Genomic DNA, 12,445 nt, shown 5'->3' on the forward strand with positions numbered 1-12,445 from the left:
GCCACGCGACGGTGTAGAATCCCCGCACAACCTTCCTGCCCACGAGACCGCCCATGCGCACCATCGACACCCTGCTGGCCCAGTATGGCGAAAGCCACCGCAACCACGTCAATGAACGGGTGCACATCGTGTGCGTGCCGCTGATCGTTTTCAGCTTGCTGGGGCTGCTGTGGAGCGTGCATCCCAGCGTGGCGCTGCTCGGCAGTATTCTGGCCTTATACTATTATTACAAGCTGTCGCGCCCGTTTGCGGTGGGCATGCTGGCGATGCTGGCTGCCATGCTGGGTCTGCTGTTGCTCATGCCACCGCTGACCATCCTGCCCGTGTCGCTGGCGCTGTTCGTGCTGGCCTGGATAGGCCAGTTCATCGGCCACCAGATCGAAGGCAAGAAACCGTCGTTCCTCGACGACTTGCGCTTTTTACTGGTGGGGCCGCTGTTTGTGCTGGGATTTTTGTACCGGCGCCTGCGGCTGGCGTATTGAGCGGCAAGCGGTTATGCGAAAGCAGTAACAGATTTTTACTATTCGCAACTAGTTATCTGAGGCAAGTGTCCTTATGATAAGTCATCATCTGCCGGTCGACGCAATCGGCAACCAACTTTTGTCCAAGGGAGTCCCACATGAAAGCACCAATTATTGCAGTGGCATTGCTCGCCACCCTGGCCGGCTGCGCCGTACAACCGAATTCGGCAAATGTCTACAATGCCCGCCAGGCGCAGAACGAACAATCGGTTCGCATGGGCACGGTTGAATCCGTGCGCCAGGTAACCATCGACAAGGGCGAAACGGGCACAGGCGTGCTGGCTGGCGCGGCGCTGGGCGGCGTGGCCGGCTCGACAGTCGGTGGCGGCAAGGGCGCCATCGCGGCCAGCATCCTCGGTGCCGTCGCTGGCGGCATGGCTGGCAAGAGCATCGAAGCGAATGCCTCGAACAAGCCCGGTCTGGAAATCACCGTGCGCCTGGACAATGGCGACATGCGCGCCATCGTGCAAGACGCCGACGAGCTGTTCCGCCCGGGCGAGCGTGTACGCCTGCTGTCGGACGGCCGCAAGACCCGCGTCACGCACTGATCCGCTTGCCGGCGCACGCGCTCAGCCGAATGCGCCGGCAGCGAGCAAGACTGAAGGGTGCAGCCAGATGGCAATCACCGCCGTCACGACGACATACACAAGCACGCTCCATACTTTGATCTGCAGTGAGGCTGGCATGGCGGTCCCCTTCAAAGATGCAATCGGGAAAATATTTACTTGATAATAAAATAAATATTTTCATAAATTCAACATTTTCCAGAAGCACTGCGCTGGCTCAATCCTGGCTGTCTTCTGACGGCACATTGAGCAAACTCGACCGCACTCGCCATCCCCGCGCGATGCCCGTATACTTGCGCGATGTCATCTCCTCTCCTGTTCATCATTGCCTGCCTGATCTGGGGCTCCACTTTCTGGGCCATCACCTTGCAGCTGGGCGATGTCGCCCCCGCCGTTTCCGTGGTCTACCGCTTCGGCCTCGCGTCCGCCACCCTGTTTGCCTGGTGCGCCGTGCGCGGCGACCGCTTGCGCCTGCCCTGGCGCGCGCAAAAATGGATGTTGCTGCAGGGACTGGCCTCGTTTGCCCTCAGCTATGTGTGCACGTATAGTTCCGAACAGTATCTGGTGTCGGCCCTCGTCAGCGTGCTGTTTGCGCTGATGGTCTTCTGGACGCCGTTGCTCAACCGCATCGCCTTCGGCACACCGATCACCTTGAGCACCTGCTGCGCGGCATTCGTCGCCATCTGCGGCATCGTGCTGCTGTTTTACCAGTCCATCGGTGCGGCGCTGCAAGATATTCTGGGCGGCGGCAATGGCCATTTTCTGCTCGGTTTTATCCTGGCGCTGGTGGCTACCGTGTCGAGCACGGCAGGCAACGCCCTCGTCATGAAAGTGCGCGAACATTCGGGCAACGTGATGCTGACCATGGCCTGGACCATGCTGTGGGGCACCTTGATGGTGGCCGCCTGGGCCATCGCCACGGGCCAGTCCTGGCAATTGCCCACGCGCCCCAGTTACTGGATGGGATTGGTGTACCTGGCCATCTTCGGTTCGGTGATCGCATTCAGCGCGTATTTCACGTTAATCGCCCGCATCGGCACGCAAAAGACCGTGTATATCGGCGTCGTCACGCCCGTCATTTCCGTGCTGCTGTCGGTGCAGTTCGAACACTACCGGCCTGCCGCCATCGAATGGGTGGGCATGGTGCTGTGCCTGTCCAGCGTGGCCTGGGCCCTGACGTCGGGCGCGCGCAAGACGAGTACCATCGCGTCCCTTTCCACCACTCCATCAGCAAAGGCAACATGAGCACCTCTTCCTCCCTCGCCATCCGTCCCGCGGCCGCATCCGACGTGGCCGCCATCTTCGGCATGATCCATGAGTTGGCCGTGTTTGAAAAACTCGAACACATGATGATCGCCAAGGAATCCATGCTGCACGACAGCCTGTTCGGCGCCCATCCCGCGTGCGAAGCGCTGGTCGGCGAGGAAAATGGTGCAGTCGTGACCTTCGCCCTGTTTTTCCATAATTTCTCCACCTTCCTGTGCCGCAAGGGCCTGTACCTGGAAGACCTGTACGTGAAGCAATCGGTGCGCGGCAAGGGTTATGGCAAACAGATGCTCGTGGCGCTGGCGCAACTGGCTGTCGAACGCGATTGCGGCCGCTTCGAATGGTCGGTGCTGGACTGGAATGAAAACGCGATCAACTTCTACAAGGGCATGGGCGCGGACGTGATGCCGGACTGGCGCATCTGCCGCGTCGCTGGCGATGCCTTGACGCAATTGTCGGCAGGCACGCCAACATCGGTCTGATGAGGGAACTGTAAGCGTAAGTTCCAAAAAAATCCCCGCGGGCTAGCGGCACCGCGGGGCAGAACCCATTGTCAAGTGGGAGGGGGAGAATGCAATCAACGGTTATCAATATAAACGCTGCCGCTCGCGATAGCGCAGACCTTTACATTTGCTTACCGGGCCTTACATTTGACTTAAATCCGCTAACCAAGTGTCACCCAGTGTCGCTCGGATGCCACTGATTATTTCCGTGGTTCAATCAATGTGCCGTGCAAGCCGATATGTTGTTGCGCAACCCCACTGCCACCCTGCGATTTTCTATAGATTTGGTACACTGTCAGGCAGGCGATGCAGCCAGCAACCACGGCAAAAATGACCATGCGACGCTCCTTGAGTATGCTTGAAGGAATCAGGCCTGCGGCTGATGATAACCAGGCGAGCAGGGAAAATTCAGTGTGGCATCTTCGGCCTGGGATACATTGCGGAAGATCAAACGCGCCAAAGTGACGGCACGCTGGGGTTTGATGCGACGCAAAATGGCGGCAATGCGCTCACACACAATGAATGAATCAATGAACGAATCGCATACGGGAGCCACATCATGAATGTTTCTGCCAAACCGCTCGTCATGAAAATCTACCGCGCCTACCTGCGCTCCCGGCTGGAGCGCTACACGCGCGACTTGCAAGCCATCGCCGAACAGCGCGAAAACGACTTCCAGGCCGAACGCATCCTGCACCAGGCCGTCGTCTCGGTGCGCTCGAAACTGCACTCGCTGTAACCGTGATGCCGTCAGCGCTGCCGGCCGGCAACGGCCCAGCGCTCCACCAGCTCGAACAAGCCCTGCGTCAGCAAGGCCAGCACGGCTGCGGGGATCGCGCCGGCCAGCAGCATGTCATTGTCATTGAGCGCCAGGCCGATGGTGATGCGTTCGCCGTAGCCGCCCGCACCGATGAAGGCGGCGATGGTGGCCGTGCCCACGCTCATCACGGCCGCCGTTTTCACGCCCGCCAGCATCACGGGCAAGGCCAGCGGCAAGTCCACGTGCAGCAGACGGTCGCGCCGGCTCAAGCCCAGCGCCAGCGCCGCCATGCGCAAACCTTGCGGCACCTGCAAGATGCCCGTGCACGTGTTGCGCACGATGGGCAGCAGCGCGTACACGAATAGCGCCACCAGCGCCGGCACGGTGCCGATCATGCCCAGCACGGGGATCAATATCGCCAGCAGGGCCAGCGAGGGCACCGTCTGCAGCACGCCGACGAAGGCCAGCACCGTCTGGCGCAGCGGCGCCGAAAACGCCGCCAGCACGCCCAGCGGAATGCCGATCAGGCACGCCAATGCCACCGACAGCAGCACCAGGGTCAGATGCTGGCGCGTTAGGGTCCACAGATCGTCGCCGATGATTTTATCGAGCAGCTTGCCGCGCGCGGCGGCTGGCTTGTTCGCCTGCGTGCCGGAAGCCAGCCACTGCCGCGCCACCTCGGAAAAACGCTTGCCATCGATTTCCACGGCCGCATTCATGGCGATCATGTCGCTCTCGCTGATACGTCCCTGCAACCCTTGCAACGCCTGCCATGCTGCGGGAAAGCGCTGCGGCACGTCAAGCCGGTACAACAGCATGGCGTCGTAGCGGGGAAAGTATTGCTGCGTGTCGGCCAGCACGCGCAGGCCGTACTGGCGGATCTTCGCATCCGTCGAGTAAATATCGATCACGTCCACCTGGCGCTGCGCCAGCGCTTCATAGGCGATGCCGTGATCGAGGCCGCGCGGGCGCTGCGGCAAGCCATAGCGGGCGGCCAGGCCCGGCCAGCCATCGACACGGCCGATGAATTCATGCGACAGGCCGAATGTCAGGGCCGGGTATTGGGCCAGCTGCGCCAGGCTGGCAATCGATTTTTCGTCGCTGCGCACGGCCAGCGCATAGGTATTGTTAAAGCCCAGCGGCACGGCCACGCCCAGGCCCAGCGCCGCCAGCTCGCGCCGCATCTGTTCCAGGCCGATGGCCTTGTCGTGCTTGAGGATTTCGCTGCCGATGGTGCCCATGTATTCGGCATACACGTCAATGCTGCCCGCCTGCAGCGCGGCCAGCACGATGGCCGTGTTGCCCAGGCCCTGGCGGTGCTCCGCCTTGACGTGCGGCGCGGCGCTCTGCTGGAGGATTTCGCCGAGGATGTACGATTCCGTAAAGCGCTTCGAACCCACCTTCAGGGTGCCGCCATCCTGGGCATGTGCAGGGGCGGCGGCAAAAAACAGCAACAACAGCAGGTAAGACAAGGAGTAAACAACACGCACGCGGCGCTCCAGGGCGGATGATCAATCCGGCAAGCTTACCACCGGCGCGCGCCAGACACCGCCATGCACCACGCCCGCGCACGGGTTCAGGCCCAGCGCATACGCCAGGTCGGCCGGGCGCGCGATGCGCCACAGGGCGAAATCGGCGCGCTTGCCCACCACCAGGCTGCCCGTCCGATCCTGCAAACCCAGCGCGCGCGCCGCATGGATCGTGCAGCCGGCCAGTGCTTCCTGCGGCGTCAAGCGCCACAAGGTGCACGCCATGTTCATCGCCAGCAGCAGAGACGTCATCGGCGACGTGCCCGGGTTGCAATCGGTGGATACGGCCATCGGCACGCCGGCCGCGCGCAAGGCCGCGACAGGGGGCGGCTGCGTCTCACGCAAAAAATAATACGCGCCCGGCAGCAGCACGGCCACCGTGCCATGTTGCGCCATGGCGGCGACGCCCTCTTCCGACAGGAATTCCAGGTGATCGGCCGACAGGCCATCGTAACGGGCCACCAGCGCCGCGCCGCCCAGGTCCGACAACTGCTCCGCATGCAATTTGACGGGTAGCCCCAGCGCCCGCGCCGCGTCAAACATGCGCTGCGTTTGCGCCGGCGTAAAGCCGATGCGCTCGCAAAACGCGTCGACGGCGTCGACCAGTCCATCGCCCGCCAGCCGGGGCAGCATCCGCGCGCACAGCAGTTCGATATAAGAGTCGGCGCGGCCCGCATATTCGGGCGGCAGCGCGTGCGCGCCGAGGAAGGTGGTGCGCACAGTGACCGGCAGCTGTTCCCCTATCCTGCGCGCCACGCGCAGCATCTTCGCCTCGCTGTCCGCGTCAAGACCGTAGCCGGACTTGATCTCCAGGGTCGTCACGCCCTCGGCCAGCAGCGCCAGCACACGGGGCAGGCTTTGGCGCAGCAATTCGTCATCGCTGGCCGCGCGCGTGGCGCGCACGGTGGACATGATGCCGCCGCCGGCGCGGCTGATGTCTTCATAGCTGGCGCCATTCAGGCGCGCCTCGAATTCGTCGCTGCGGTTGCCCGCGTGGACGATGTGCGTATGGCAGTCGATCAGCCCGGGCGTCAGCCAGCAGCCCTGGCCGTCGTGCAGCACTGCGCCGCTGGCCGGCAGCTCGTCGCCGGGGCCGAACCACGCGATGCGGCCATCCTTGACGGCGATGGCCGCGTCGAGCAGCTCGCCATAGCCATGCTCCATCGTGGCCAGGTGGACGTTGTGGATGACCATATCCCAGTCTTGCACGGCGGTTTCCTTCCTAGATGAACAGGTCGACGCGGAACACGGCCGTGCGCTGCAAGGCGTCGAGCCGCCAGTCCGGCGCATCGTCGGCGTCCAGCAGCAGCGCGTCATGGCGGGCCAGCGCGAACTGCTGCTCGCCACCGCGTGCCAGCACGTGGCCTTCGCCGGCGACGAACAGCAGGGTCGCCGCGCTGCGCCGCGCCAGCTTGCCCGGCGCCGTGATTTTTTCCAGCTGGTGGCGGCAGCGGTCGCGCCGCGTCATCACATTGAAATCCGTCGTCGGCCCCTTGACCTGCGCAACCACGGCCGCCTCGCCGGGAAACCACAGCATCGGTTGCGCCGCGCTCAAGGTCACCTTGCGCGCGCCATCGAGCGTCAGCTGCACACTGTCGCCATCGACCAGCATCAGACTGCGGTCGATGCCGGGAAAGCTGGAAAATGGCCCGCTGGCCGTGATCGTCGCCAGGCTGATGCGCCAGTCAAAATCGTCGAAGCCGGCACCCGGGGGAGCAATCGCAATTTCCGTCGTGCTGCCGCCGCCGTTTTTCCACGGCGCGGCGCGCAGGTATTCCTGCGGGATGAAGGTTGCCATCAGAGTGCCCTCAGTTGCGCCAGGGTGCGCTTGTAGGCGGTGGCGATGGCGTCCTGCGCCACGTGGCGCCCATCGCGCACCTGCCACTGGCCGCCGCACAGCACGTCGCGCACCAGGTTGTCGTTGCCGCAGAAAAGTACGCTGCCCAGCACATCGGCGATGGCCACGCCGCACAGGTTCACATGCGCGTCGTCGAGCACCAGCAAGTCGGCACGGCAGCCCGGCGCCAACGCACCGAGCTTGCGCCCGGATGCCTGCGCGCCGCCCTGCAAGGCCGTTTGCCACAGATAGTCGCCCACATGGCGTTCATCGGGCGTGGCGGCCACATTGCGCTGCTGGCGCTGCAAGCGCTGGCCATATTCGAGCCAGCGCAATTCCTCCACCGGCGACTGCGACACGTGGCTGTCGCTGCCGACGCCGAAACGCCCGCCGGCGGCAATGAATTCGGCCAGCGGGAACAGGCCGTCACCCAGGTTCGCTTCCGTCGTCGGGCACAGGCCCGCGACGGCGCCGCTGGCCGCCATCAACGCGACTTCATCGGGCTGCACGTGCGTGGCGTGCACGAGGCACCAGCGCGCATCGACGTCGATCTGGTCGTACAGATACTCCACCGGGCGCAGGCCGGTGACATCGAGACTCTGGCGCACCTCGCCCTGCTGCTCGGCGATGTGGATGTGGATGGGACGGTCCGCAGGCAGCGCTTGCGCCACTGCGCGGATCTGCGCCACGCCGGCCGCGCGCAGGGAATGGGGCGCAAAGCCCACCTCCACCTGCCCGCCGCGCTGCGGCGCCAGCGCTTCGACGATGCGCAGCACGTCATCCGCACCGGTGCGAAAGCGCGCCTGCTCGGGTTTGAGGGGCTGAGCGCCGAAACCCGCATGGCTGTACAGCACGGGCAGCATGGTCACGCCGATGCCGCTGAGGCGCGCCGCGGCCAGCACCCGTTCCGCCGTTTCCGCAGGGCGCGCATACAGCGCGCCGGCCGCATCGCGCTGCAGGTAGTGAAATTCACAGACGGCCGTGTAGCCGTGGCGCAGGCATTCGGCAAACAGCTGTGCGGCGATGGTTTCCATCTGCTGCGGTGTGATGTGGTGCGCGAAACGGTACATCAGGTCGCGCCAGGTCCAGAAGCTGTCCAAGCCATCCCCGGCGACTTCCGTCATGCCGCCCAGCGCCCGCTGGAACGCATGCGAATGCAGGTTGACCATGCCGGGCAAGACATATTCGGCCACTTTCGCGCCAGGCGGCGCTGCGGTGTTGTCCGCCACCGCCGTCAGATCGCCGGCCGCATCCCATTCCAGCAGCACGTCGCGGCGCCAGCCTTGCGGCAGCAGCGCGTGGCGCGCAAACAAGCAGCCGCTCAACGCGCCACCCATGCCACGGCCGCTTCCATCATCTGGCGCAGCAGCGGCTGCACCTGTGCCGCCAGGTCGGGCCGGTAGCCGAAAGGCGCCGTCTCGTCCATGTACAGGCACTGGCACATCTCCAGCTGGATCGCATGCACGCGGCTGTCCGGCTGGCCGTAATGGCGCGTGATGTGGCCGCCCTTGAAGCGGCCATTCAGCGCAACCGTAAATTGATCCTGCGCGCGCGCGATATCGACCACGGCCGACGTCAGGCCGCCATCGCAGCTGGCGCCATCGGCCGTGCCGAAGTTCAGGTCCGGCAGCTTGCCGTCAAAGAAGCGCGGCACATGCGAGGCGATGGAATGGGCATCCCACAGCACCACGGCGCCATGCACGCGCAGCAGCCGGTCCAGTTCCGCACGCAACTGCGCGTGATACGGCGCCCAGTAGCGCTGCAGCCGGCGCTGCACATCGGCCGCATCGGGTTCCTTGCCGGCCAGGTACAGCGGCTCGCGGTGGAAGGTATCGTTGGGCAGCAAGCCCGTCGTATCCTGGCCCGGATACAGATTCGTGTCTTCCTGCGGGCGGTTCAAGTCGATGGTGTAGCGCGACCAGCGCGCCGACAGCACGGACGCATCCATCTCCTGCAAAAAGCCATACAGTTCGCGCAAATGCCAGTCCGTATCGGCCTTGACCAGGGCCTGGGGCGTCATGCGCGCGGCGATATCGTCCGGTATATCGGTGCCCACGTGGGGCATCGACACGAGCAGCGGGATGCTGCCTTCGTTGAAGCGGAAATCCATGCTTGTCTCCTTGCGCCCGCTCAGGCGTAAAGCGGGGCGAACAAATTCTTGCACTTGCTGCTCAACTCACCCTGCAGCACCATCTGCTTGGCCGCTTCGATATCGGGCGCGAAGAAACGGTCGGCGTCGAAGAACGGCACTTTCTGGCGCAGCTGTTGATGCACGTGCTCGAGGTGCGGCGAGGTTTTCAGCGGACGGTGGAAATCGATGCCCTGGGCGGCGGCCAGCAGCTCGATGCCGACGATGACGGCCGTGTTGTGCGCCATGTCGTCCAGGCGGCGCCCGGCGAACGTGGCCATGCTCACATGGTCTTCCTGGTTGGCGGAAGTGGGCAGGCTGTCGACGCTGGCCGGATGGGCGAGCGACTTGTTTTCCGACGCCAGCGCGGCCGCCGTCACGTGGGCGATCATGAAGCCGGAATTGACGCCCGGGTCGCGCACGAGGAAGGGCGGCAGGCCGGAGAGCGTGGCGTCGATCAGCAGCGCGATGCGGCGCTCGGCCAGCGCGCCGATTTCAGCAATCGCCAGCGCCAGGGTGTCGGCCGCAAAGGCCACCGGCTCGGCGTGGAAATTCCCGCCCGAGACGATCTCCGCCTGCCCGTTCGGGCCATCCTGGAAGATCAGCGGATTGTCCGTGACGGCATTGGCTTCGATCAGCAGGGTGCGGCCGACGTTACCGATCAGGTCCAGGCAGGCGCCCATGACTTGCGGCTGGCAGCGCAGGCTGTACGGGTCCTGCACGCGCTCGTCGCCTTCCAGGTGCGAGGCGCGGATCGCGCTGTGCGCCACCAGCTGACGGTACATCTGCGCGGCCAGGATCTGTCCTGGCTGCCCGCGCACGGCATGCACGCGCGCGTCGAATGGCGAGTCGCTGCCCTTGGCCGCGTCGAGCGACAGCGCGCCCGTGACCATGGCCGCTTCCAGCAGGCGTTCTGCCATGAACAGGCCATGCAGCGCCAGCGCGTTCGATACTTGCGTGCCGTTGATCAGCGCCAGGCCCTCTTTTGCCGCCAGCACGACGGGCGCGATGCCGGCCTGCGCCAGCGCTTCGGGCGCCGCCATCAATTCGCCGTTGACGCGCACCTCGCCCACGCCCAGCATGGCCAAAGTCATGTGCGACAGCGGCGCCAGGTCGCCCGAGGCGCCGACGGAACCCTTGGCGGGAATGGCCGGCATGATCCCGGCGTTGTACAGCGCGATCAGGGTGTCGACGATCAGCGGGCGCACGCCGGAAAAGCCGCGCGCCAGGCTGCCGATCTTCATCAGCATGATCAGGCGCACGACGGCGTCCGACAGCAGTTCGCCCGTGCCGACGGAGTGCGACAGGATCAGGTTGCGCTGCAATTGCTCGAGCTTTTCATCGGGGATGCGCGTCTTGGCCAGCAGGCCGAAACCCGTGTTGATGCCGTAGGCCGCATCGCCCTTGGCGACGATGGCTTGCACGGCGGCGGCCGATGCTTCGATGACGGGATAGGCCTCGGCGGCAAGGATCAGTTTCGCGGGTGCGGCCCACACGGCGCGCAGGTCGCCCAGGGTCATCGCGCCCGGTTTCAGGGTCCAACTTTTGGAGTGCTGTGTCATGTTTGCTTTCACTTCGTATTAAGCATCGGCAGGTTCAGGTTGTTACGCTTGGCGCAGGCGGCCGCTGTTTCATAGCCGGCATCGGCATGGCGCATCACGCCCGAGCCGCTGTCGTTGACCAGCACTCTAGCCAGGCGTTTTGCCGCGCTTTCCGTGCCATCGGCCACGATGACCATGCCCGCATGCTGAGAATACCCCATTCCCACGCCGCCGCCATGGTGCAGCGAGACCCAGGTGGCGCCGCCGGCCGTGTTCAGCATGGCGTTCAGCAGCGGCCAGTCGGAGACGGCGTCCGTGCCATCCTTCATGCTTTCCGTCTCGCGGTTCGGGCTGGCGACGGAGCCCGTATCGAGGTGGTCGCGGCCGATGACGATGGGGGCCTTCAGCTCGCCCGTGCGCACCATCTCGTTGAAGGCCAGGCCGGCGATGTGGCGCTCGCCCAGTCCCAGCCAGCAGATGCGCGCCGGCAGGCCCTGGAAGGCGATGCGCTCGCGCGCCATGTCCAGCCAGTGGTGCACCTGCTTGTGGTGCGGGAACAGCTCCTTGATCTTCGCATCCGTTTTATAGATGTCTTCCGGGTCGCCCGACAACGCCACCCAGCGGAACGGCCCGCGCCCTTCGCAAAATTGCGGGCGGATGTAGGCGGGCACGAAGCCGGGGAAATCGAATGCGTTCTGCACGCCCTGGTCGAACGCCACCTGGCGGATGTTGTTGCCATAGTCGACCGTGTGCACGCCCATGGCGTGGAAATCGAGCATCGCCTGCACGTGGGCGGCGCAGGAATCGGCGGCCGCCACCGTCAGGCGCGCATGGCGCTGCGGGTCTTGCTGCGCCGCCTTCCAGTCCGACACGCTCCAGCCGCGCGGCAGATAGCCGTTGACCAGGTCATGCGCGGACGTCTGGTCCGTCACCAGGTCCGGTACCAGGCCGCCCGCTTTCGCGCGGCGCACCAGTTCCGGCAGCACTTCGGCCGCGTTGCCCAAGAGGCCAATGGAGATCGCTTCCTTGCGTTCGGTGTGATATTTGACCAGTTCCAGGGCTTCATCCAGGCTGGCCGCCTGCTTGTCCAGGTAGCGCGTGCGCAGACGGAAGTCGATGCTGCTTTGCTGACATTCGATATTAAGCGAGACAGCGCCCGCCATCGTGGCGGCCAGCGGCTGCGCGCCGCCCATGCCGCCCAGGCCCGCCGTCAGAATCCAGCGCCCGCCCCAGTCGCCGCCGAAATGCTGGCGACCCGCTTCGGCAAAGGTTTCATACGTGCCTTGCACGATGCCTTGCGTGCCGATGTAGATCCAGCTGCCGGCCGTCATCTGGCCGTACATGAACAGGCCTTGCCGATCGAGTTCGTTGAAGTGTTCCCAGTTCGCCCATTTCGGCACCAAGTTGGAGTTCGCGATCAGCACGCGCGGCGCATCCGCGTGGGTCTGGAACACGCCCACCGGTTTGCCGGACTGGATCAGCAAGGTCTGGTCGTCTTCCAGTTCGCGCAGCGAGGCGAGGATCTGGTCGAAACAGGCCCAGTTGCGGGCGGCGCGGCCGATGCCGCCGTAGACGACCAGATGCTGCGGATTTTCCGCCACTTCCGGGTCCAGATTATTTTGCAACATGCGGTAGGCCGCCTCGGCCTGCCAACTCTTGCAAGCCATGACCGTGCCGCGCGGGGCGCGGATGGTACGGCTGGCATCAAAGCGTGGATCGGTGTCCATTGTGCTGTTCATGCTGTCTCCTCGTAGGGTGCGAGCGGACATGCGTGGTCCGCTCTGGTGCTCCCAG

12 protein-coding genes are annotated in these 12,445 nt (G+C 64.6%); 5 read left to right on the plus strand and 7 right to left on the minus strand.

Annotated elements, in window-relative coordinates:
* Nucleotides 1-53 precede the first annotated feature (53 nt).
* From OPV09_RS26485 to OPV09_RS26505, 5 genes are all read left to right on the plus strand, one after another.
* On the plus strand, nucleotides 54-482 hold the full coding sequence (locus OPV09_RS26485) for a DUF962 domain-containing protein (protein ID WP_070301111.1): 429 nt from the start codon (nucleotides 54-56) through the stop codon (nucleotides 480-482).
* Nucleotides 483-619: 137 nt separating this feature from the next.
* Nucleotides 620-1,069, plus strand: a complete 450-nt coding sequence (locus tag OPV09_RS26490) for a glycine zipper 2TM domain-containing protein (protein WP_034780449.1) — start codon at nucleotides 620-622, stop codon at nucleotides 1,067-1,069.
* Nucleotides 1,070-1,387: 318 nt separating this feature from the next.
* Nucleotides 1,388-2,332 carry a DMT family transporter gene (locus tag OPV09_RS26495; RefSeq protein ID WP_331777174.1) on the plus strand — a complete coding sequence of 315 codons (945 nt, stop codon included), beginning with the start codon at nucleotides 1,388-1,390 and terminating at the stop codon, nucleotides 2,330-2,332.
* Complete coding sequence (locus tag OPV09_RS26500) at nucleotides 2,329-2,835, plus strand: GNAT family N-acetyltransferase (RefSeq protein ID WP_338679837.1); 507 nt, start codon at nucleotides 2,329-2,331, stop codon at nucleotides 2,833-2,835. Before OPV09_RS26495 ends, OPV09_RS26500 begins: the two co-directional genes overlap by 4 nt.
* Before the next feature lie 580 nt (nucleotides 2,836-3,415).
* The gene (locus tag OPV09_RS26505) at nucleotides 3,416-3,595 is read left to right on the plus strand and encodes a hypothetical protein (RefSeq protein WP_034746290.1); all 180 of its coding nucleotides are present in this window, start codon (nucleotides 3,416-3,418) and stop codon (nucleotides 3,593-3,595) included.
* An 11-nt stretch (nucleotides 3,596-3,606) separates the two neighbouring features.
* Here the strand turns inward: OPV09_RS26505 and OPV09_RS26510 are convergent, their stop codons facing one another.
* From OPV09_RS26510 to hutU, 7 genes are read right to left on the minus strand one after another with little or no spacing between them, the layout of a single operon-like run.
* Complete coding sequence (locus OPV09_RS26510; protein WP_425324011.1) at nucleotides 3,607-5,106, minus strand: glycine betaine ABC transporter substrate-binding protein; 1,500 nt, start codon at nucleotides 5,104-5,106, stop codon at nucleotides 3,607-3,609.
* A gap of 21 nt (nucleotides 5,107-5,127) precedes the next feature.
* A complete protein-coding gene (hutI, locus tag OPV09_RS26515; RefSeq protein ID WP_338682384.1) occupies nucleotides 5,128-6,339 on the minus strand; it encodes an imidazolonepropionase in 1,212 nt (403 codons plus the stop codon).
* 28 nt (nucleotides 6,340-6,367) lie between these two features.
* Entirely contained in the window at nucleotides 6,368-6,943 is a 576-nt protein-coding gene (locus tag OPV09_RS26520; protein WP_034746284.1) for a HutD/Ves family protein, read from the minus strand.
* Entirely contained in the window at nucleotides 6,943-8,319 is a 1,377-nt protein-coding gene (locus OPV09_RS26525; RefSeq protein WP_338679839.1) for a formimidoylglutamate deiminase, read from the minus strand. Before OPV09_RS26525 ends, OPV09_RS26520 begins: the two co-directional genes overlap by 1 nt.
* On the minus strand, nucleotides 8,304-9,092 hold the full coding sequence (gene hutG, locus OPV09_RS26530) for an N-formylglutamate deformylase (protein ID WP_319990618.1): 789 nt from the start codon (nucleotides 9,090-9,092) through the stop codon (nucleotides 8,304-8,306). Before hutG ends, OPV09_RS26525 begins: the two co-directional genes overlap by 16 nt.
* A 20-nt stretch (nucleotides 9,093-9,112) precedes the next feature.
* Nucleotides 9,113-10,672, minus strand: coding sequence for a histidine ammonia-lyase (hutH, locus tag OPV09_RS26535; protein WP_046684340.1), 1,560 nt, complete (start codon nucleotides 10,670-10,672; stop codon nucleotides 9,113-9,115).
* 8 nt (nucleotides 10,673-10,680) lie between these two features.
* Nucleotides 10,681-12,390, minus strand: coding sequence for a urocanate hydratase (hutU, locus tag OPV09_RS26540; protein WP_034746271.1), 1,710 nt, complete (start codon nucleotides 12,388-12,390; stop codon nucleotides 10,681-10,683).
* Nucleotides 12,391-12,445: the final 55 nt, after the last annotated feature.

The sequence above is a fragment of the Janthinobacterium sp. TB1-E2 genome, from assembly GCF_036885605.1.
GTDB lineage: Bacteria > Pseudomonadota > Gammaproteobacteria > Burkholderiales > Burkholderiaceae_D > Janthinobacterium > Janthinobacterium aestuarii.